17 protein-coding genes are annotated in these 23,149 nt (G+C 43.3%); 13 read left to right on the forward strand and 4 right to left on the reverse strand.

What is annotated here, in order from left to right:
• The first annotated feature begins 12 nt into the window (after positions 1 to 12).
• From ACGHCT_RS07325 to ACGHCT_RS07370, 10 genes are all read left to right on the forward strand, one after another.
• Positions 13 to 417, forward strand: a complete 405-nt coding sequence (locus ACGHCT_RS07325) for a CBS domain-containing protein (RefSeq protein ID WP_072853862.1) — start codon at positions 13 to 15, stop codon at positions 415 to 417.
• A gap of 1,204 nt (positions 418 to 1,621) precedes the next feature.
• Positions 1,622 to 4,462, forward strand: coding sequence for an excinuclease ABC subunit UvrA (uvrA, locus tag ACGHCT_RS07330; RefSeq protein WP_390439210.1), 2,841 nt, complete (start codon positions 1,622 to 1,624; stop codon positions 4,460 to 4,462).
• Between the two features lie 129 nt (positions 4,463 to 4,591).
• On the forward strand, positions 4,592 to 5,587 hold the full coding sequence (locus ACGHCT_RS07335) for a rod shape-determining protein (protein WP_072853733.1): 996 nt from the start codon (positions 4,592 to 4,594) through the stop codon (positions 5,585 to 5,587).
• A gap of 20 nt (positions 5,588 to 5,607) precedes the next feature.
• Positions 5,608 to 7,860, forward strand: coding sequence for an ATP-dependent RecD-like DNA helicase (locus ACGHCT_RS07340; RefSeq protein ID WP_390439213.1), 2,253 nt, complete (start codon positions 5,608 to 5,610; stop codon positions 7,858 to 7,860).
• Complete coding sequence (locus ACGHCT_RS07345) at positions 7,857 to 8,597, forward strand: ComF family protein (RefSeq protein WP_139249501.1); 741 nt, start codon at positions 7,857 to 7,859, stop codon at positions 8,595 to 8,597. Before ACGHCT_RS07340 ends, ACGHCT_RS07345 begins: the two co-directional genes overlap by 4 nt.
• A gap of 109 nt (positions 8,598 to 8,706) precedes the next feature.
• Positions 8,707 to 9,141, forward strand: coding sequence for a hypothetical protein (locus ACGHCT_RS07350; RefSeq protein WP_072853729.1), 435 nt, complete (start codon positions 8,707 to 8,709; stop codon positions 9,139 to 9,141).
• Positions 9,138 to 10,187 carry a hypothetical protein gene (locus tag ACGHCT_RS07355; RefSeq protein WP_072853727.1) on the forward strand — a complete coding sequence of 350 codons (1,050 nt, stop codon included), beginning with the start codon at positions 9,138 to 9,140 and terminating at the stop codon, positions 10,185 to 10,187. Before ACGHCT_RS07350 ends, ACGHCT_RS07355 begins: the two co-directional genes overlap by 4 nt.
• Positions 10,188 to 10,223: 36 nt before the next feature.
• Complete coding sequence (cdaA, locus tag ACGHCT_RS07360) at positions 10,224 to 11,108, forward strand: diadenylate cyclase CdaA (protein ID WP_072853724.1); 885 nt, start codon at positions 10,224 to 10,226, stop codon at positions 11,106 to 11,108.
• Positions 11,086 to 12,378, forward strand: coding sequence for a YbbR-like domain-containing protein (locus tag ACGHCT_RS07365; RefSeq protein WP_390439216.1), 1,293 nt, complete (start codon positions 11,086 to 11,088; stop codon positions 12,376 to 12,378). The genes cdaA and ACGHCT_RS07365 overlap by 23 nt, the downstream gene beginning before the upstream one ends.
• 13 nt (positions 12,379 to 12,391) lie before the next feature.
• Positions 12,392 to 12,655 carry an HPr family phosphocarrier protein gene (locus tag ACGHCT_RS07370; RefSeq protein WP_072853720.1) on the forward strand — a complete coding sequence of 88 codons (264 nt, stop codon included), beginning with the start codon at positions 12,392 to 12,394 and terminating at the stop codon, positions 12,653 to 12,655.
• An 88-nt stretch (positions 12,656 to 12,743) separates the two neighbouring features.
• On the opposite strand, the gene ACGHCT_RS07375 is transcribed toward ACGHCT_RS07370, so the two are convergent.
• The gene (locus ACGHCT_RS07375) at positions 12,744 to 13,547 is read right to left on the reverse strand and encodes an NTP transferase domain-containing protein (protein ID WP_072853718.1); all 804 of its coding nucleotides are present in this window, start codon (positions 13,545 to 13,547) and stop codon (positions 12,744 to 12,746) included.
• Between the two features lie 345 nt (positions 13,548 to 13,892).
• Here ACGHCT_RS07375 and ACGHCT_RS07380 point away from each other — a divergent pair, with 345 nt between their 5' ends.
• The 3 genes from ACGHCT_RS07380 to ACGHCT_RS07390 all read left to right on the forward strand — a co-directional run bounded on the left by ACGHCT_RS07380 (position 13,893) and on the right by ACGHCT_RS07390 (position 19,886).
• Entirely contained in the window at positions 13,893 to 16,208 is a 2,316-nt protein-coding gene (locus ACGHCT_RS07380) for a L,D-transpeptidase (protein ID WP_072853716.1), read from the forward strand.
• A 315-nt stretch (positions 16,209 to 16,523) separates the two neighbouring features.
• Positions 16,524 to 18,383, forward strand: a complete 1,860-nt coding sequence (locus ACGHCT_RS07385; RefSeq protein WP_390439219.1) for a phosphotransferase — start codon at positions 16,524 to 16,526, stop codon at positions 18,381 to 18,383.
• 123 nt (positions 18,384 to 18,506) lie between these two features.
• Positions 18,507 to 19,886, forward strand: coding sequence for a serine hydrolase (locus ACGHCT_RS07390; protein ID WP_390439221.1), 1,380 nt, complete (start codon positions 18,507 to 18,509; stop codon positions 19,884 to 19,886).
• Between the two features lie 27 nt (positions 19,887 to 19,913).
• Here the strand turns inward: ACGHCT_RS07390 and ACGHCT_RS07395 are convergent, their stop codons facing one another.
• Genes ACGHCT_RS07395 through ACGHCT_RS07405 form a run of 3 tightly spaced genes read right to left on the reverse strand, consistent with a single transcriptional unit; the run spans position 19,914 to position 23,075 of the window.
• Positions 19,914 to 21,170, reverse strand: a complete 1,257-nt coding sequence (locus tag ACGHCT_RS07395) for an acetyl-CoA carboxylase biotin carboxylase subunit family protein (protein WP_072853711.1) — start codon at positions 21,168 to 21,170, stop codon at positions 19,914 to 19,916.
• On the reverse strand, positions 21,167 to 22,138 hold the full coding sequence (locus tag ACGHCT_RS07400) for a hypothetical protein (protein WP_390439223.1): 972 nt from the start codon (positions 22,136 to 22,138) through the stop codon (positions 21,167 to 21,169). The genes ACGHCT_RS07395 and ACGHCT_RS07400 overlap by 4 nt, the downstream gene beginning before the upstream one ends.
• Positions 22,139 to 22,145: 7 nt before the next feature.
• The gene (locus ACGHCT_RS07405) at positions 22,146 to 23,075 is read right to left on the reverse strand and encodes a glycosyltransferase family 2 protein (RefSeq protein ID WP_072853707.1); all 930 of its coding nucleotides are present in this window, start codon (positions 23,073 to 23,075) and stop codon (positions 22,146 to 22,148) included.
• Between the last annotated feature and the right edge of the window lie 74 nt (positions 23,076 to 23,149).

The raw sequence follows: 23,149 nt of genomic DNA on the forward strand, positions 1-23,149 counted from the left end.
AGATGTTACAGAATGAATATATTGTTTTTCCTCACACCGAAAAAAGATGTAGCATATGTATTCGATGATGATACCTTACGCCAGGTGATGGAGAAAATGGAATACCACAAATATTCCTGTATCCCTATGATTAGTATAGACGGGAAATACGTGGGTACCATTACAGAGGGAGATTTGCTGTGGGGGATTAAAAATCAGCAGAATCTTAATCTGAGAAGGGCCGAGACCATTCCTATTACAAAGATTCCCCGCCGCACGGATTATCAGCCGGTACATATTGAATGTAATATGGAAGATTTGATTGATAAGGCGATGAATCAGAATTTTGTGCCTGTAGTGGATGATCAGAATAATTTTATTGGTATTATTACTAGAAAAGATTTGATACAGTATTGCTACCGAAAGATGGATAAGTAGATGGATGATGCGGGAACCTGGGAAGGCAAGGGATGACTTTGCTTTTTTGGGTTTCTTTTTTGTTTGCGGTGTATAGAATTTAGGGATATAACTACGTGGACTTCGGCTCAAGATGCTTCATGACGGCAGGTGCTGTGTGGCAGGGGGACGGTGAGAGGAATCCCGCGGTAGCGGGTTGACTGGTTCGGACGGGAGAAAGGCTTAAGTTCCGGGGACACCTCCGTCGCGAAGAGAGTCTAAGACAAAACCGGAATCCCCGCCGGAGCACCGTTCGTATGGTCAAAGAATGCTTGATGTGCATTCTCTGCCCATGCTCACTTTTTTTCGGCTCGGACTGCCGAAAAAATCTCCTGCGGGAATCCCGGTTTTGCCTAAGACTCTCTATTCACTCCTGCGGAATCGTCCGCGGACCTTAAGCCTTCCTCCTGTCCAAACCAGCCAGCCCACCGCCGCAGGATTCCTCTCACCTGGGTATAGGGAAGTTCCAGGGGGAGATTTATCAGAACGGGAATGAAATCTTACACATAGGAAATGGCTGTAAATTTGTCAGATAGAATATAGCTGTAATGTAGCCAGAAAGTATGGAAGTGATAACGGTAACCGGTTTGGATGTTTATCTAAAACATCGAGCGATCATAAATGATGAATAATATGAAAAGTGTACAACGTTCGACCTTCCCCACCCGTTTTCCGTGAATGTGAAGTGAGTCTCTGCCAGGATATAGGAGGGAGCACCGGGGAGACAGGGCCAGGCCAGGGGCCGGGGGATAGGGACAAGTCAGCTCGAGGCTCCGTTCCCCTAAGCTAAGTCCTACCAGCTGCTAAACTCGTCAGGAAAGCCTTCCTCGTTAATCAGCTGGTGGACTGGATCTTCGGCTCACTCCGCTTAACCTCCCTGACTTGTCCCTATCCCCCGGCCCCTGGCCTGGCCCTGTCTCCCCGGTGCTCCCTCCTATATCCGTCTGTCTGCAACGCTCTGCTCGCCGACTACATAACCCCGAACTTCACATACACAAAACTATTACACAAAACTATCATTTGACAAAATGGACAATAAAAGTCCAACATTATATTGACAAGAGGAACTTCTATTGTTAGTATTACAGCGAAGCAATGAAAACAACAAAACGAACAAATGTTTGCAATATAGATACGGTTGTGATACACTAGAAGAATAATGTATTACAATAGATGAGGAGATACTATGGCTGCGAGAAATAAAGGAAAACAATTTATAAGAATACGGGGAGCCAATGAGAATAATTTAAAGAATCTCAGCGTGGATATTCCAAGGAATGAATTGGTAGTTCTTACGGGACTCAGTGGGTCTGGGAAATCTTCTTTGGCGTTTGATACGATTTATGCGGAAGGGCAGAGGCGTTATATGGAGTCTCTGTCTTCTTATGCCAGGCAGTTTCTTGGGCAGATGGAAAAGCCCAATGTGGAGAGTATAGAAGGTCTGCCTCCGGCTATCTCTATCGATCAGAAATCTACGAACAGGAATCCCAGGTCTACCGTGGGAACTGTGACAGAGATTTATGATTATTTTAGGCTTTTATATGCCAGGATTGGGATTCCCCATTGTCCCAAGTGCGGAAAAGAGATCAAAAAGCAGACAGTAGATCAGATGGTGGACCATATTATGGAACTTCCGGAGAGGACCAAGATACAGCTTTTGGCGCCTGTGGTCAGGGGGCGGAAAGGAACCCATGCCAAGCTTTTCGAGCAGGCTAGAAAAAGCGGATATGTGCGTGTCCAGGTGGACGGCAGCCTTTATGAACTTTCCGAAGAGATTTCATTAGATAAAAATATTAAGCACAATATAGAAATTGTGGTGGACAGACTTGTAGTAAAAGACGGGATCCAAAAAAGGCTGACAGATTCTATAGAGAGTGTGCTGGAGCTTGCAGAGGGAAAGCTGGTAGTGGATCTCATGGATGGTACTGCTATGAATTTTAGTCAGAGCTTTGCCTGCCCGGACTGCGGGATCAGCATTGATGAGATAGAACCCAGGATCTTTTCTTTCAACAATCCATTTGGCGCCTGTCCTTCCTGTTATGGACTGGGATATAAGATGGAATTTGATATTGATCTCATGATACCGGATAAAAGTCTCAGCATTGCGGAAGGGGCCATTGCAGTGATGGGATGGCAGTCCTGTACAGACAAATCAAGCTATACCCGGGCGATACTGGAGGCCCTGGCAAAAGAATATAAGTTCAGCCTGGATACACCGTTCCAAGAGTACCCGGATAATATCAAGGACATAATAATTAACGGAACCAATGGCAGAGAAGTAAAAGTATACTATAAGGGACAGAGAGGAGAAGGGATATACGATGTTGCTTTTGAAGGTCTGATCCGAAATGTTGAGAGGCGGTATCGGGAAACAGGCTCAGAGTACACAAAGCAGGAGTATGAGTCCTTTATGAGAATCACGCCGTGTCAGACCTGCCGGGGACAGCGTCTGAAAAAAGAGGCTCTGGCAGTAACGGTTGGAGATAAGAATATTTATGAGATTACCTCTCTGTCGATTACAAATTTAAATGATTACCTTTCCGGTCTCAATCTTACGCCTACACAGGAAATGATAGGGAATCAGATTCTGAAAGAGATAAGGGCGAGAGTAGGGTTTCTTCTGGATGTGGGGCTGGAGTATCTATCTTTGTCCCGGGCTACCGGCACTCTGTCCGGTGGGGAAGCGCAGAGGATACGTCTGGCTACTCAGATAGGGTCAGGGTTGGTAGGAGTAGCCTATATTTTGGATGAACCCAGCATTGGGCTGCACCAGCGGGATAACGATAAACTCCTGAATACTCTGAAACAGCTGCGTGATCTGGGAAACAGTCTGATTGTGGTAGAGCACGATGAGGATACCATGCTGGCCGCTGACTGTGTGGTAGATATCGGATCAGGGGCCGGAGAGCATGGCGGTGAGTTAGTCGGCATAGGTACAGCCAAAGAACTTATGAGGAATAAAAATTCGGTCACAGGAGCCTATCTCAGCGGCCGTATAAAGATTCCCGTTCCTGAAGTCAGAAATCAGCCCACAGGTTTTCTCACTATCCACGGAGCGTCTGAGAACAATCTGAAAAATATTGACGTGAGTTTTCCTCTTGGGATAATGACCTGCGTTACCGGGGTATCCGGATCCGGTAAAAGTTCGCTTGTCAATGAAATTTTATATAAAGCCCTGGCCAGAAAGCTAAACCGGGCAAGAACCATCCCGGGCAGGCATAAGGACATTACAGGGATTGAACAGCTGGATAAGGTTATTGATATCGATCAGTCTCCTATAGGAAGAACGCCGCGGTCTAATCCTGCCACGTATACAGGTGTGTTTGACCAGATACGTGATCTGTTTGCCTCTACGGCAGATGCCAAAGCCAGAGGGTATAAAAAAGGAAGATTCAGTTTTAATGTTAAAGGAGGCCGCTGTGAGGCCTGCAGCGGAGACGGTATTATAAAAATTGAAATGCATTTTCTGCCGGATGTTTACGTTCCCTGTGAAGTATGCCAGGGAAAACGGTATAACAGAGAGACTTTGGAGGTAAAATACAAAGGGAAAAGTATTTACGATGTTCTGAATATGACAGTAGAAGAGGCTATGAAGTTTTTTGAACATCTGCCTTCTATCAGAAGAAAGATTGAGACGCTGTATGATGTGGGACTGTCCTATATCCGTCTGGGACAGCCTTCGACCACCTTATCGGGCGGTGAAGCTCAGCGAATAAAGCTGGCCACAGAGCTGAGTAAGAGAAGCACCGGAAAGACCATCTATATTTTGGATGAGCCTACTACAGGTCTGCATTTCGCAGATGTTCATAAACTGATTGATATATTGAAACGTCTGTCGGAGGGAGGCAACACGGTTATAGTCATAGAACATAATCTGGATGTGATTAAGACAGCTGATTATATCATAGACATTGGTCCGGAAGGTGGAGACAAGGGGGGAACTATTATTGCCCAGGGAACTCCCGAGGAAGTTGCCCGGAACCCAGCATCTTATACAGGACAATATGTGGCAAAATATTTGCAGTAATTAGCCCTTTTCTTTTCAGGACAAGTTGGATATAATAAATCATAGATGACCAGGCTGGTGACCATCAGTCTGGTCTGTCTTCACAAAGGACAAAAAGTCTGAGCAGAGGAGTATAGAAAGGGGTATCATATGACATCAACAGATATTGGAATTGATCTGGGAACAGCCAGTATTCTGGTGTATGCAAAAGGAAAAGGGATTGTGCTGAAGGAACCATCCGTCGTAGCATATGATAAAGATACGAATAAAATCAGGGCAGTAGGGGAAGAAGCCCGGATGATGATTGGGAGAACTCCCGGCAACATCGTCGCAGTCCGCCCCCTTCGTCAGGGAGTTATCTCTGATTTTGAAGTAACAGAAAAGATGCTGAAGTATTTTATTTCCAAAGCAATGGGAAGAAAAGCATTCAGAAAGCCGAGGATTAGCATCTGTGTCCCAAGCGGCGTCACAGCTGTGGAGAAAAAAGCGGTTGAGGAGGCTACTTATCAGGCAGGTGCCAGAGAGGTGGCAATTATCGAAGAGCCAATTGCTGCAGCCATCGGTGCAGGGATTGACATTACCAGACCTTTTGGGAACATGATAGTAGATATCGGAGGCGGTACCACGGATGTGGCAGTGATCTCCCTTGGGGGCACGGTTGTCGCAACTTCTATTAAAGTGGCAGGAGACAACTTTGATGATGCCATTATGCGCTATGTGAGGAAAAAACATAACCTGATGATCGGTGAGCCGACGGCGGAAGACGTAAAAGTGAAGATAGGAAGTGTATATCCTATGCCTCAGCCTAAAGTTATGGAGATCAAAGGACGTAATACCATTACCGGGCTTCCGAAAACAGTGGCACTTACCTCAGAAGAGATAAGGGAGGCATTAAAAGATGCTACCAGCCAGATTATGGAGACGATTCACAGTGTGCTGGAGAAGACGCCTCCGGAGCTGGCCGCAGATGTAGCTGACAGAGGAATTGTTCTGACCGGCGGCGGGGCTCTTCTGGGAGGTCTGGAACAGTTAATTGAGGAAGAAACAGGGATAAATACGGTAGTGGCTGAGGAGCCTACACTGGCTGTTGCCATTGGCACAGGGGAATACATGGAGCTGATGAGCAAAATGGATAAGACACTTTAGAAAACAGAGGAAGAGGGCAATTGAGCGTAGAAGAGACCATAGAAGGTTATATTGACCATATTATTTTCAGAAATGAAGAAAATGGATATACAGTCATGTGTTTAGTTTCCGGTGGAGAAGAGGTTACTTGTGTAGGTAATTTCCAGTATATTGGGGAAGGAGAAACCATCAAGGCGGAGGGGCGTTTTACCGAGCATCCCTCTTATGGAGCTCAGTTCACGATTACTTCTTTTGAGACTGTGATACCCCAGGATGCGGCGGCGATGGAGCGCTATCTGGGCTCAGGTGCCATAAAGGGTATTGGGGCAGCGCTTGCAGCCAGAATTGTAAGGAGATTCGGGGATGATACTCTCAGAATTGCAGAGGAAGAGCCGGAACGCCTGGCGGAGATAAAGGGAATTAGTCTAAGAAAAGCACGGGAGATAGCAGAGCAGATGGAGGAGAAGGCTGATATGCGCAAAGCCATGATTTTTCTCCAACAGTACGGCATCTCTCTTTCTTTAGGTGTTAAAATTTATCAGCAGTATGGCCCTCAGTTATATGGGGTTCTGAAAGAGAATCCATACCGTATGGCAGAGGATATCTCCGGTGTGGGATTTAAGATGGCAGATGAGATTGCCGCAAGAATCGGAATTCATACAGATTCTGATTACCGAATACGAAGCGGGCTGCTGTATATACTGCTGCAGGGGACTTTTGACGGCCACACCTATCTGCCTAAAGAGGTGCTGCTGCGACGGACTTCCCAGCTTCTGGGGGTTGAGGCAGAATATATGGAAAAGCATGTGATGGATTTGGCGGTGGACCGAAAGGTGGTTGTAAAGGAGATAGCAGATGAAAAATCTGAAGTCCTCCTTCCTGTCGTATATGCCAGTCAGTTTTATCATCTGGAACTCCATACTGCCCAGATGCTTAGAGAATTGAACATCAAGGAGGATGTTGATGAGACACTGCTGGAAAAGCAGCTGAGGAGGATTGAGGCTAACCATGACGTGCTCTTGGATGAGCGGCAGAGGGAGGCTGTGAAAGAGGCAGTTCGATGGGGGGTACTTGTAATCACAGGAGGCCCCGGTACAGGTAAGACAACTACTATAAATGCTATCATCAGATATTTTGAGGGGGAAGGGCAGGATATATTCCTGGCAGCTCCCACTGGACGTGCTGCAAAAAGAATGACAGAGGCTACCGGATATGAAGCACGGACCATACATAGACTTTTGGAACTCACCGGAGTCCCGGAAGATTCCTCTGCAGGGGCACATTTTGAACGTAATGAGGAGAATCCCCTGGATGCAGATGTTATTATTATCGATGAGATGTCTATGGTTGATATTCACCTGATGCATGCACTTTTGTCTGCAGTGACAGTTGGAACCCGGCTTGTACTAGTGGGGGACGTGAACCAACTGCCCAGTGTTGGACCCGGCAGCGTACTGAAGGATATTATTGCATCCGGAAATTTTCATGTGGTTGAACTGACTAAAATTTTTCGTCAGGCGACCCAGAGCGATATTGTGGTGAATGCCCATAAAATTAACCGAGGGGAGAGAGTTCTGCTGGATAATAAAAGCATGGATTTTTTCTTCCTGAAAAGGTATGATGCAAATGTTATCATTAGCGTCATTATAACGCTGATACAGAAGAAGCTGCCAAAGTTTGTGGATGCAGAGCCTCTGGATATCCAGGTTTTATCTCCTATGAGGAAGGGACTTTTGGGAGTGGAACGACTGAATCAGATTTTGCAGCAGTATCTGAATCCCCCTGCCCCGGAAAAAAAGGAAAGAGAGCAAGGTCAGGGGCTTTTCCGTGAAGGGGACAAGGTCATGCAGATTAAAAACAATTACCAGCTGCCCTGGGAGATACGAGGAAGATACGGGATTGCTGCAGAACGGGGAGAGGGAGTATTTAACGGTGATATGGGGATTGTTAAAGAAATTAATTCCTTTGGGGAAACTCTTACAGTGGAATATGACGAATGCCGGTATGTGGAATATGCATTTTCCCAATTGGATGAGCTTGAGCTTGCCTATGCAGTTACTATTCACAAATCTCAGGGAAGTGAGTACCCGGCAGTTATCATTCCCCTGTTAGGGGGGCCTAAGATGCTGATGACAAGGAATTTGCTCTATACCGCCGTAACCCGTGCCAGAAAGTGCGTCACCCTGGTTGGTGATGAGAGAACATTTGAAGAAATGATAGAAAATGAAATGGAACAGAGCAGATATACTACACTGGATCTTCGTATACAGGAAGCAGAAAGGGGCGGGTGGTGATACAGATTAAAAAATATGTAAGGGCAGCGGTGGATTGCCTATATCCTCGCCGCTGTCCGATCTGCCATGACATTGTAATGCCGAAAGGAAGTCTTTTATGCACCGGATGCCGGCAGGCCGTGAAGCCTATTGAAGAGCCGCGCTGCAAAAGCTGCGGTAAGAAACTTATGAATGAACAGTCGGAATTCTGTCTTGACTGTACTCAAAAAACACATCACTTTGACCAGGGTCTTGGTATTTTTTCCTACGAAACAATTATGAAAGAATCAATCCTCAAATTTAAATATGACGGAAGGCGGGAATACGCCCATTATTATGCATGGGCAATGGTGCATTACGAGGGCAGGCAGCTGAAGCTATGGAAGCCTGATGTGATTCTTCCGGTACCGGTACATAAAAAGAGGAGAAAAAAGAGAGGTTATAATCAGGCAGAGGAATTAGGAAAGTGGCTGGAGCATTACACAGGAATTCCCATGAGAGCAGACGCAGTTTTCCGTGTAGTTGAAACTGCTCCGCAGAAAAAACTAGACCCTGCAGAAAGACGGAGAAATCTGGGAAAGGCATTTATGATTAATCCGTTGTATCTAAGAGATAACCGACTTCCCTGGAAGACAGTTCTCATCGTAGATGATATTTATACAACAGGAAGCACAATAGACAATATAAGTAAAATATTAAAGAAAAATGGGGTGAGGAAAGTGTATTTTATGACAATTTGTGGGGGAAAGGGACTCTAAAAAGTCCTTTTCTTAGAAAAAGATATATGCTATAATAAAGTACGTATGAGTAAATGGAGGGGTAGATAGTTTTACTTCTTCAAATTATGTACCTGATAAGGAGTATTTTATGTTAGATTTGGAGCGTATCAGACAAATGACTAAGCTTGCTTCTTATGAAGCCGGCGAGGGGAAGACATATCTGCCTATCAGTAAATACTACCGCAGTGATTTTATTGGGCTGGCATTAATCAAGAACTTTTTTCTGGTATCTATTGGGTACTGCATGATCCTGGCTGTTATTGCAGGCTATAATGCAGAATATCTTCTGAATAACGCCCATAAGCTGAATGTAGTTACCACGGTCATTGCTGTTGTCGCAGGGTATGTGGTATTACTGGTGTTGTATTCCATTGTAACGTATATTTATACCTCTGTGAAGTACAGCAGGGCAAAGAAGAGTATTCAGCAGTATTACATAGATCTGAATAAACTTAAAAAAATGTACGACAGGGAAGAGAAGAGAAATATCAAGAAGAATACTGTCAGGAGGAAGAGAGCATGACAGCTTTACTGGAACTGAAACAAAAGATGAAGAATTTTTACGGTGAGCATGATACCTTTATTCTTCCTGTCTTAAAGTTTTTATTGGCGATTATTACATTCAGGGGAATAAATGCTTCCCTGGGATTTATGCATAAGCTGGACAATATCTTTGTGGTATTAATTCTGTCGATCCTGTGTTCAGTGCTTCCTTTGAACCTGATGGTAATTTTGGGCCTTGCCCTCATTGTAGCCCACTGCTATGCAGTAGGGGTGGAAGTAGCTGGGTTTGCGCTGCTTCTTATTCTGTTGCTGATGATATTATTCCTTCGCTTTTCTTCTAAGGATAATTTGGCTATGATCCTGACACCTGTAGCATTCGGACTCAGGGTACCGGCTATTGTCCCTATCGGCTGCGGACTGCTCCGTGGACCGGCGTCTGCTATTTCTGCAGACTGCGGTGTGATTATCTATTACTTTATGAATCTGGTAAAAGAGAAAGCGTCTGTGCTGAAAGGCGAGACAGATATTATGCAGAAGCTGAAGTTTCTGCTGGACGGTTTAGTTAAAAACCAGAATATGTGGCTGACTATTCTTGCTTTTACAGCGGTTATAATACTAGTGTATGTTATCCGTAAGATGGCAGTGGATTATTCCTGGAGAATTGCTATTGTTGTAGGTGCTGTTATTTATATTGTGACTATGGTGGCCGGGGGTCTTTTCCTGGATGTGACGAATGAAATGGCTGCTGTTATCATTTCAGCCGTGGGGTCCTGTATCCTTGGGCTGCTGTTGGAGTTTTTTGTCTTGGGAGTGGACTATTCCAGAAGCGAGAATCTCCAGTTTGAGGACGACGAATACGTTTACTATGTAAAGGCTGTTCCAAAATCTTTGGTAACGCAATCCAAAAGAAGTATTAAGAAAATCCAGGTAGAGCCGGACGAAAGGACTGAGCGGAGGAATGTTTCCCGGGAGCCGGATGAAGAGGAAGATATCCCACTGGAGAAAGTTGATTTTTCTGAATTTGATTTTGAAGAAAAGCTGGAGGATTCTTTAAAAGATTTGTAAGACAAAACTTCGGGACTGGCAGAAAGGAGTGAAGGTATGGAAAATATTATAAATCTAATTAAGAGCTATCTGGTTAACCTTTCACTCCCCAAGATCCATGTGATAGATATAGTTGAGATATTAATCATCTCTGTTCTAGTATATGAATTTATGCTGTGGGTTAAAAATACCAGAGCGTATAATCTGTTAAAAGGTATGCTGGTTGTACTGGCATTCATTTTTATTGCTTATTTATTTGATATGCAGACAATCCTTTGGATTGCCAAGAACAGTGTTGGTTTTGCTATTACAGCAATTCTGATTATTTTTCAGCCGGAATTGCGTAAAGCATTAGAAGAATTGGGACATAAAAATATTGTCTCCACGATCCTGCCCTTCGATGCCAATAAAGAGGAAGAAGGAAGGTTTTCCAACAAGACGATTAATGAAATTATCCGGGCATGCTTTGATATGGGAGAAGTAAAGACTGGTGCTTTGATTGTAATTGAGCAGGATATTCTGCTCAATGAGTATGCAAAGACGGGAATTATGCTGGACTCGTTATTGACCAGCCAATTGCTGCTGAACATTTTTGAACATAATACCCCTCTTCATGACGGGGCTATCATAGTGAGAGGCGACCGGATTGTGGCGGCTACCTGTTATCTGCCTCTTTCGGACAACATGAATCTCAGCAAGGATCTGGGAACCCGCCACAGAGCCGGTGTGGGGATCAGCGAGGTGACAGACTCACTTACCATCATAGTATCTGAGGAAACCGGCCGGGTTTCTGTAGCTATGAGCGGAAGCCTGAAGGTAGGCTTGACGCCGGATGAATTAAGGGAGGTATTGGAGAAGGTACAGAAAAAAGTAAAAACTGATACTTCCAAGTTCAGGATATGGAAAGGAAGGGTGAAGCATGAAGAAAAGTCTGATGAATAAATTCACCTTGAAAATTATATCCGTATTCATTGCTGTGTTTGTGTGGCTTTTGGTCGTAAATATTGAGGATCCGGTGATGACACAGACCATTTCCAATGTATCTGTGGAGATTACAAATTCAACCTATATTGAGAGTATGGGGAAGATGCCGCTGGTGGATGAGGCGAAGAGAAATATCAGTGTCTCAGTAACAGGAAAGCGCTCTGTGGTTGACAGGCTGGAAGCAAAGGATATTACTGCGGTTGCAGATCTACAGCAGATTGTAGATATGGATTCTGATCCTATTATGGTTCCAATAACTGTATCCTGTCCTGGAATCACAGAAGACCATATTCAGGCCAGACCCCAGAACATAGAGATAGAGATTGACGAGATTAAAAGTATGGATTTTATTGTGACGCCGGATGCAGGAAGCAGTAAGCCCGGGAAGGGCTATGAGCTTGGGCGTATGACCAGTGATCCCGACAAGATTACCATCAAAGGTCCGGCATCTGTTATGGGAAAGATAGACAAGGTAGTGGCTCCTATCAGTGTGGAGGGATTGAATGAAGATACCATCATACCGTCAACGATTAAAATTATAGACAAAAATCAGGATGAAATGTCTGAGAGCGATGTAAAGAGTCTTAAATTTGCAGATGACCAATCTTCAACGGTAAATGTTGCTGTAGAGCTGTGGAGGACCAAAAGCAATATAGCTATAGAGGCTGATTACAGCGGAAAGCCTGCCTCAGGGTACCAGGTCGATGTCATTGAATCAGTTCCAGAGACAATCACCATTGCTGGTACAGAGGAGGCACTTCAGGAATTTGCCGACAATGGCAACGCACTTAAGATTCCTGCGGATGAAGTGCAGCTGGACGGAGAGTCAGCTGACTTTGAGGTAAAGGTTGATATCAGCAAGCTGCTGCCCGAAGATATTATTCTGGCAACCAATGAAAATAAAATAATATTGCTGAAGGTGAAGATACTGCCGCTGGGCAGCCAGGAATTCAGCATTCCGACTACCAGTATCCAGGTGATAAAACCTGGAGATATGGATGTGGTATTTGACAGTGAGAAGGTTACTATCCGACTGAAGGGAAGAAAGAAAGATTTAGCTAATTTCAGCGAATCAAGCATTGCGGCCACCCTGGATCTTAGCGGTTATTCACCCGGAGAGTACGAGGTGCCGCTGACGATACAGGTTCCAAGTCAGTATCAGGTAGTAGATGAGATAACGGTTAAACTACAGCTTGTTAAAACAGCAGCTGAAAAATCAGACGGATAGGGGAGAAATGCATATGTTAAGTCAAAAGGTAACGATTAAAAACCCAACAGGATTACATTTGAGACCGGCTGGCATCCTTTGCAAGGAAGCAATGAAATTCAAATCCTTAATCACATTCAGCTTCCGGAACAGCACAGCCAATGCAAAAAGTGTCCTCAGTGTTCTGGGTGCATGTGTAAAGTGCGGAGATGAGATAGAACTGGTTTGCGAGGGAGAAGATGAAGAAGAAGCTCTGAAAACTCTTGTTGATGCCATAGAGGGCGGTCTGGGAGAATAGAGGAATTATGAAAACAGAATGGGCTGGGAGGGTTAGTTATCTCCACTAACCTTCCCAACCCATTCTTTTTCGTGCTTAGAATTTTTCTTTAAGTTCTTAACAGGCTGTTGGCTAAAAAAAGGAGAAGTTCCTCCTGGGAATGGGTGCCATAGAAGGAATCAAAAGCCCTCAGATCATCCAGGGAATCAAACTCCTGTATGGTACCAGGCTGAAAACGTTTCTGATACAATGTAAGGGTATCCAAATGCTTCATATAGATTTCCTCCCAATAAGCCTGGCGTATCTCCGGCAGATTGTATTCTTTTGTTAAATAGGAAATATATCTTTTGGAGAATTCTTTGTTTACATACACATGTCCAAACATATACCAGGAATCAGCCCCACCGACTTTTACATGGGTAATTTTGTCGTTCTCATCGGCGGTCAGGCAGTACTCTGAAGTCTCCCCCTCTGCATAAAGACATGAGTAATAAGGCTGATATTCGTACGGATGAAAAACATTCTCGGTAAAGTAATTATCAGAAGAGCAGATGTAACTGTTTCCCAGATAATCCCTGACAGCGTAAAGCGTAGAATTATTATTACGAGACTGATATTCCTTATTTTCCACAATGAAGACACCAAATTTTTCTTTTAAATAATAGAATAACTCTTTTTTGTGACCAACAACAACATAGATATCCCGTATCCCGGCATCCTGAAGCTGCCGTATCTGCCGCTCAATTAATACCTCTCCTTTAACCGGAAACAATGCTTTGGGGCAGACTTCAGATAATGGGGCAAACCTGGATGAAAATCCTGCGGCCATAATGACAGCGTTTTCAACTTTGTAGGGAGCCAGCCCGGAAAACTCCTTTTTTCTATATAATTCATTAAACGTTTCTTTTGTCAAGAGAACTTCCTCCTGTATCTGTATTATTATAAATTTAGAACGGATTATCACCATGCATTGTAGAGGAAACCGGTGCGCTTGTCAAGTAATATATTCAAAAAATGAACATTTAGCGATTCCTTAAAACCAGGATAAAATAAGGCTTTTTTGTTACAATGCTTAATGAAAACTTAATAACTGCAGGACTGTTTCTTGGAGTGAATTGGTTGTATTTTGAAGAAAAAAGTGGTAAATTATATATATCTATTAATATAGTATTCCCTTATACTATAGGCTGTAGGATAAAAAGTTACCCGATTTTTATCAGCAGTGTTAATAGAATTATTGCATGAGGAGGACGTATAAATGAAGAAAAGAAGAATGCGGCTGCTGGCGCTATTGCTGAGTGCAACGATGTTAGTACCACCGGTACCGGTGGGAGCGACTGCAGGAGATGTACCTACAGAACTGGGTACACAGCAGAGTGACAATTCCAAAACTGTAACGTATGCCGAGGGATGGAATCAGGCAGACGGCGGATGGATATGGGCAGTAAAAGAGGGAGAGAAGGCGGCTCCTAAGTATTTGTTTAAATTGGAGGCAAGCGACAGCAATAAACCTGACGTGCTTGACCAGTGGAATGTTTATGAATATCAGGAGGGTCAGCCATCCGGCGAGAAGCTTCCTGAACTGCCCGCAGAATTTCAGGGATATGTAGCAATCGGCTTTGAGCAAGAGGGAGAGATTTCAAAACCGGTATATTACTTTGTAACTCCGGACGGTAAAACTGCCCGCAGTACCTGGGTGAAGACACAGAATGCAGATGAAAAAGCTATCTACTGCTACTTTGGAGCAGATGGAAAACAGGAGCCAGGAAAAGTTGGTTTTCAGACGGAGATTTCCTATGATGACGGAACTGGTCCGGCTGCACTGAAGAATGTTTTTATTAATGAGGACTTTACTCTCGCGACAGATGCCTGGAAAGAAATCGGCGGAAAGAAGTTATATTTTAATAAAGATGGTATCTTAGAAAAACGCTTCGGGATTCAGACGATCGGTGAAGATAAGTATTACTTAGATGAAGATGGGACACCTATACAGACGAAGCCGGAAGGTGAGCTGATTGACGGTGTAAAGTACATAACAGATGAGACTGGGAAAGTTATAAAAGAGTATGTGCCCGTTGAAGAAGGATGGCAGCGCAATGACAGAGGCTGGTGGTATCAATATGAGGACGGTACGTATCCCGAGCTCGAGTGGGAAGAGATAAATGGACAAAGATACTATTTTGGCAAGTACGGTTATATGAAGGAAAGCGAATGGTATCAAGAAGGATATAACTGGTATTATCTAAAACCAGGCGGAGCTATGGCTGTAGGCTGGTATCAGTTAGGGGGCAAATGGTATTATTTTGATAATCAGGGCATTATGAAGACTGGATGGATTTATCTGAATAATATTTGGTTTTATTGCTATCCAAGTGGTGTTATGGCTACTGGCTGGGAACAGATTGGGGGCAAATGGTATTATTTTAATGGAAGCGGAGGTATGGCTACCGGTTGGAAGAAGATAGGTAGCACATGGTATTATTTATACGACAGCGGGGCCATGGCGACGGGCTGGGTTAAGATAGGAAATGTATGGTTTTATCTTAAATCCAGCGGAGCAATGGCAACGGGCTGGCTCCAAATAGGAAAGGCATGGTATTATTTTAAATCCGATGGAGGTATGGTTACAGGTTGGTTCAAGGATGGAAAGTACTGGTATTATTGCTGGCCAAGCGGAGCAATGGCCACTGGTTGGATTGAGGTAGATGGAATTTGGTATTATTTAAGCAGCGGAGGAGCTATGGTATCAAACCAGTGGGTAGGAAATTATTATCTTACTGCTGGCGGTGGTATGGCGGTAAATCGTTGGATTGGACAAAAATTTGTAGATGAGAATGGAAAGTATGTTTCAGATTATAAATTAGCGAATTCTACATATGAGACATCCGGTCAATGGATCTCGAACTCGGGTCTGTGGCAGTTTAAATATTCGAATGGAAAGTTGGCTAAGAGCGCATGGGTAAGAAAAGGTAAAGTGTGGTTTTACTTGGGCGCGGATGGTTATATGGTTACAGGCTGGAAGTATATTGATGGTTACAAATACTACTTTAACAGCAGCGGTGGACTGGTTCAGGATTTGAGAAGCAAAGTTAAGGGACCATACATGGCTAAGATTAACAGACAAAGATGCTGTATCACTATTTATGCACAGGATGGTGGAGCTGGGTATACGATTCCTGTAATTTCCTTTGTTTGCTCCGTTGGGTTACCTGCTACCCCAACTCCTACGGGAACTTTCTATACTAGTCAAAAACAGCGGTGGGGAGTTTTGATGGGACCGTCATATGGTCAGTACTGTACACGAATTGTAGGCGGAATACTATTCCATTCGGTTGCCGGTTATGGTACGAATAGTTATAGTCTGCCGGCTGCGGAATATAATCGCCTTGGATCCCCTGCATCACACGGATGTGTACGTATGACAGTTAGGGATGCAAAGTGGATCTTTGACAATTGTTCTTTAGGGATGAAAGTTGAAATATATGACAATGTGATTCCGGGGCCTTATGACAAGCCAGTGGCACAGAAAATACCGGCTTCCCAGAATTGGGATCCCACCGACCCGGAAGTATGATAAAATTTAAAAAGTGGTTTAATAATAAATAATAAATTCTAGGAGCTAATGCAGTGTGGATGGATATACATCTATGTGGCAATAGCTCCTATTTTATTTAAAAAGTAATTTGCTAATATATAGTAATAGTATAATGAAATAGGTAGGCTGAGAAGAAACTGCCGCTATACAAGACAACGCTATGCACGATGGTTAAATTAAACTTAGCATTGCAGAAATGGACTTAAACAGTTGGTTTGTTATTGACAAACTTCTGTTCATCGGATATAATCACAATAGTTCAAAAATTGAACTATATAAAAAGGGGATTTATTTATGCACAAGTATTATAATATTCTTTATCATATTAACAAATTGGGGTTTATAAACCAGAGGGCTTTAGCCAAGGCCTGCAACATGTCCGTTGGAAATATTAATTCTTCTTTGAAGGAATTGGTTGGGGAAGGATATCTAATAGAAAAAGATAAAAAATATGGTCTCTCTGGAAAAGGGCGGGAATATCTTGAGAATAGTCTTGAGAATAAGCAGGTTGAGAGACTGATTTTAGATTCTGGAGAGAATAGTTCATTTGTGAAAAGTGCTGTGATACTGGCGGCTGGAATCAATCTGTGCTTTACAAAGCCAATCGGACTTCTTACCATTGACGGACTGCCAGTGATTGAACTGATCATGAGAAACCTGTCTCTGCATGGAATAGAGAATTATTATATTGTTGTTGGATATCAGAAAGATGAGTATAGAAATTACTTCAAAAACCGTAGGAATGTCCATCTGGTAGTAAATGACAGGTATAAATGGACCGGAACTATGGCGTCACTGAGTACGGTGAAAGGATTTATAAAAGAGGATTTTCTTTTGGTGGATGCCAATCAGATATTTGAGGAGACTGCTATTTCCAAATTGCTGGAATGTCCTGACAGAAATTGTGTTCTTCTTACAAATCCCAGCGATTCTAATGATGAGGCGTACGTAGAACTAAATCCGGACAATACGATTTTTAGAATCTCAAAAGATATCAAACAGATGAATCATATTGATGCCGAGTTGGTAGGCATCAGTAAGATATCGTATGCTTTATTTGAAAAGATGCTGGATTACTTCAAGGATAATCAGAACCCTTTGCTGAACTATGAATATGTTCTTGAGAATATTGGCCGTATTTATCAGATTACAGGGGTGATGGCTGATGATATGGCATGGACCGTGATTGAAAACGACCAGCTTTACCGTAAGGCAGAAAAATTAGTGTATCCCAAAATTAAAAAGAGGGAAAGGCTTCGAAAAGAAAATCATGCCAGAGAAACATTAAAAGTATGTATGTCTGTAAGAGATGAGGACATAGAGGAATGCAGCATAGGCGGAGGCATGACCAATACCAACTTTTTTGTTAAAGTGCAGGGAAAACGCTATATTTTGCGGATGCCTGGTGCAGGGACAGATGTAATGATAGACAGAAAGAGTGAGCAGCATAATGCGGCCTTAGCATCATCGCTGGGAATTAATCCTTCTACGGTGTACTGTAATGTTGAAACTGGAATTAAGATTACAGAGTGTATTCCACAGGCCGAAACACTAAATGGAAAGACGGCTCGTTTAGAGATGAACATGAAGAAAACAACGGCCATTCTGAGAGAACTTCATGAATCAAATATGAAGATGTATGGCACTTTTAGTGTGAAAGAAGAATATGAAAAATATAAGAAACAAATCCATGAAGCAAACGGTGTCTATTATGACGGGTTTGAGACTGTGGATAAATTTTTCTATGAACTTTTGGAGCGCCTGGAAGAACTGGGCACAGAGCTGAAACCCTGCCATAACGATTTGGTAGCAGAAAATTTTATTAAGGACAAAAACGGGAAAATGTACCTTATTGACTGGGAATACGCTGGATATAATGACCCCATGTGGGATTTGGCAGCCCATCTGGCGGAGTGTGATTTTAAGCCACTGGAGGAGGAGCTCTTTCTGGAGCATTATTTTCAAAAACAGCCGGATGAAATTTCAAAAGAGAAAATAGCTATTTTTAAAATTTGCCAGGATGTTTTGTGGAGTGCATGGACGATATTAAAAGAGGCTCGGGGTGAGGATTTCGGATCCTATGGCATAGACCGGATGAAACGCGCGATGCAGAAGAGAGACGAGTATGTTTTAACATATGTAAAAAAGTGCTAAAATGTACTAGAGGAGTTTCATGAAATAAAAAGGCGGCAGCTGTCAGGCTGCGGCCTTTTTAGTCTTGCGGCATACCGGAAAATATCATATAATAAAAAAGAATCTGCGTATGAGGTGAAGAGAATGAGATTGAAAACAAGAATATTTGGCGCAATAACAGCCTGTACGGTATCGGCTGCAATTGTATTTAGCAATATAAGCCCCATTCAGGTGTGGGCAACGGAATCTGGTACTGCGGGCAATGATACAGAGCAGTCTGCTGGGGAACTGCCGGAGGAGGACAGTGGGGGCATATCGGAGGCAGTACCGCCTGCGCCGGCCGATCCATCTGTTGTAACTACTAATGGAATTGCCGGATGGCCCCAAGCTGTGGATATTGCAGAGGAAACAGGAATACTGATGGATGCCGCTTCAGGCACGGTATTATTCAATAAATCAATGGATCAGAGAATGTATCCTGCAAGTACTACTAAAATAATGACTGCTCTGCTGGCTCTGGAGAACAGCAGCCTGGACGAGCAGGTAACCTTTACAGAAACCGGAGTTAAGGATGCTTATCCGGGGAGCAGTAATATCGGTATGCAGGTGGGAGAGGTTCTCACTATGGAACAATGTCTCTATGCAATGATGTTGAAATCAGCCAATGAGGTTACAACGCAGGTGGCTGAATATGTTGGCGGGAGTGTAGAGAATTTTGTGAATATGATGAACGAAAAGGCAGCAGATTTGGGCTGTACAGGAACCCATTTTAATAATGCCAATGGTCTTCCCGATGACAGCCACTATACCACTGCTCATGATTTGGCATTGATTGGTCAGGCAGCCATTCAAAATGAAACCTTCAGAAAGATACTTGGAACAGTCGTTTATACAATAGAGCCGACAAATAAAAATGCTAAGGCAAGGACATTTGACAATCATCATGCTATGATCCATGAAGGCGACTGGTACTATGAGGGATGTCTGGGTGGGAAGACTGGTTATACAGACGCAGCCCAAAGTACTCTGGTAACATTTGCGGAGAGAAATAATCTTCTCTTGGTATGTGTTTTGATGAAAGGGGATGGAACCCAGATTGTCAAGGATACAAAGACAGTTTTGGATTATGGATTTGATAATTTCAAGGCTTTGAAATTCACAGCAAAGGGCGAGGTGATTCAGGGGGGAGAAGGGGTTATACCTGCCGGGATGGAGGAATCTGAATTGGAAGTTCTTGAAGATATACAGCAGGATAAGGTACTAACCACCTATAGGTGCAGTGAATACCCGGTTGGAAGTGTGACCGTGACCAGAGAATCCTATGATCAGGTGAAAGAACAGGAAGAACAGGAGGCTCTTGAGAAAGAACAACAGGAGGAACAGAAGAGAATACAGAAGGAACAAAATAAAAAGAAAGAACATACGCAAAATATAATGAAGCTGATAATACTGGTTCTGTGCGGATTAATAGTATTTACTGTTTTGATGGTGGTTATTCGGCTGATTCTGAACAGAAAGAAATAAAAAAGGCGAAGCAGTGCTTCGTCTTTTTTATCTTGCCGGATACTCCGGCACTCGGTTACGGTACAAAACTTCTTCCCCCGCGGTATTTTTGATCGTCATTTTGTGGAAAATTTCTTTTGTTCGCTTATCAACTGCTTCCCGCGTATCCCCGGTTATATAATACCGGGCCACGTAGGGGCGGGGATTTTCTGGGGATATACGTTCCCCTTCCTTGTAGAAAAGGATAGAATTTTCAATATCTTCCTCTTTGGAAAGACTGACTGCCTCACTTTCATCCATAATGTCAGTTTCCCTACCATGAAAATATAAGACAGCACTGCAGCGGGAGAACCAGGGGGAGTGCGCAGACAAGTCTCTTCTAAGAGAAGGTTCGTCATAGACATAGTCTAAGAGAAGCTTCTCAATGGATAGACCACTGCTGTATTCTACTAATTCATGCTCATAGCCGAAAAATCGTCCGGCGATCTCACAGACCTGAACCGGCTCACCAGGTCTCCAGAAAAACTGCATAGAGAGAGCCCCCTCTTTTTGCTGAGTATAGGACGCAACCTTCTGAAGAATAGTACTCGCTTCAGCATATACATCTTCCATTAAGCGGGAGGGATATACGTTGCGGGTGCTGATTGGGATTCTGCCGGGTTCTATCTCTGTTTTTTCCCGGTCTGCAATGCTGAGTACATGTACTTTTCCATCCAATACCCAGGACATCATATTAAATTCGTAGCCCGGATTGTATTCTTCAATTAGAATTTCTTTGATTTCAGAAGTTTTACATATATCATGGAAATACCGGCGGATTTCCTCCGGCTGATTCAATACGTAGATCCCCCTGGAACCATATTTATCTACAGGTTTTGCAACCACAGGAAATTGTATATCCTCTAAATCATGAAGCTGGAAATCCGGTCTTAGATTTCGATAGCTGGGAGTACTGATTTTCAGCTGTGTTAGCATATCTTTCATAATAATTTTGTTCCGGTAATAATCCAGTTTATCAGGGGTTAGATAACATTTTAGTTCTGCTTTGGCAGCAATTTTTACCATACACTCAAAAAGGCGATCGGAAAATGAAGTGATTATCCCGTCTATCTTTTCCTTTTTGCAGATAACTGCTATCTCATCTGTCTTTTCTACATTAATATGATATGCGCGATCTGCAAATGCCTTAGCGGGCCCATTCTCATTTGCATCGCACACGACGGTAAAGAAACCCCGCTCTTTTGCCATACGGGTAATAAGTACGAATTCAGTCAGGGATCCTAATATTAGCAGCCGATGTCTCATTTTTCTCTCTCCAAATCTTTGATTGCAGCAAATAATCTTTCAGCCACTGCATCCATATCCCGTGGGCTATATCTTTGATCACAGGGAAGGGGAAGGATATTAGATGCATAGTCATATTCAGCACTTTCAGCTGCTGCGTGCTGAATTACGTTATTCCAATAGGTTGGAAGGTAAAGCTTACAGGAGGCAGTTAATTTTCTAAGCTCTATGCCCTTAGGATAATAAAAGGGATAAGTAAAAGGTCCTCTGGGCATCTGAAAAGGCAGTGGATTCCTGTCCCCAAGATATTTATCCAGACGACGATAGTTAATTTCCCGCCGTTCTATGATGCGCTCATAATCAATGCCTTTCAATAAGTTCTGAGTAAGACGGGACATTAACTTCGGAGACTCCTGCTGAAAAGAGGATGCATTGTTTAACATTGTGCTATAGTAGGAGGCGGCATCTTTTTCATATCGTCCCAGAAGATGTTCCATGCGGCTGCCGGACAGATCCTGGGATAGGGGAAGTACTGGGGATGCGTCTGTAGACAGATAAGCTCCGTCAGGAAGCCCAAAGAATTTTCGGCAGGAGTATATAGTATCTACCCCGGGAAGGGGGCGTTGGAAAAATGCATGAGTATGATCAACGATAATATGCTTGTATTTCTTCTTATAATATAGAATAGATTTATCTGTTAGCTGACCATAGTAATTCACCAGATAAAGGTAAGCTCCGGACTCCAGGGCATCCGGTACCTGAGGGATTAAATTTCTGTCTATATGATAATATTCTATGGCTATTCCCTCTTGTCTGCAGGACTCTATTACAGAATCACACAGGAAATAGGGAAGTATAAGCTTTTTGCATCCCCTAAGCCGGCATAGGTACAGCAGGGCTGTCCTGCCCAAATTCAGGCGATACATGTCTTTATAATATTCTTCCCCGGCCAGCTCTTCTAATTCAAGGTATCCACCAATTTCCTTCATAGTACCATTATAATTCCTTCCTTCGCTCAATATAGTTAGGCATTTTTCTTGATTCATTAAGGATATTCATGAGATATTGCCCAATAACACCGATGCCAAGCAAAGATAGTCCGGAATAAGCTACCAGTAAAAGCACGAGAGTCGTAAAGCCTTCTACGGATACGCCGTACACGAAGTATCGGACGAGATAGAAAATACCGAGAAGTATACTTGCAAAGAAACTGATGATTCCAATATCACGTACTATGATCAGGGGCAGTGCGGAATGAGTGGTAATATCGTAAATCAAATCCCGCATGAGCCTTCGGAAGGTATAACCGCTCTTTCCGTACTTTCTCTCGTCGTGATGAACTGTAACATTGATAATCCGATTGGATGTCTGCACTAAAAGATTACCTATCTGAGGCAGTCTTACATTCATCTGCAGGATGGCATCTACAATAAATTTCCGCATCAGCCGAAAGCTGGTGATTTCCAGGTTCGGATCCTTGTTAAGCATTTTAGAGGTTGCGTACACAGACACGCGGGTACCGAGACGGCGGATAACGTTATGCTTTCTTCCCTCATATTTAGCAATAATGACATCAACGTCAGAGCGTTCCTTAATCACGGCTGCCAGTTTCGGTATCTCTTCCGGCGGGTGCTGAAGATCATCGTCCATAGTGATAACATAATCTCCTGTTGCGTAGTGAAAGCCACATAGCAATGCGGGATGCTGACCAAAATTCTTAGCCATCTGTATAATTTTAACCCGGTGATCTTTCTGGTGAAGCATCTGCATTTTGTCATAAGAATTATCTCTGGAGCTGTCGTCTACCAGAATTAATTCAAAGGGTTCTTTCATTGTTTCATCGAAAACTTTGCGGAGACGCCCGTAAAGCTCGTCCAGTGTATGCTCAGAATTATATACTGGTACAACGACCGAATATAAACTCATAATAGCCTCCTTTTTATATAGCTTGATAAAGACATTTTAAAACATTATACGACTTTTTGGAGATGGGGTCAATG

This window comes from Lactonifactor longoviformis (genome assembly GCF_042848515.1).
Lineage (GTDB): Bacteria > Bacillota > Clostridia > Lachnospirales > Lachnospiraceae > Lactonifactor > Lactonifactor longoviformis.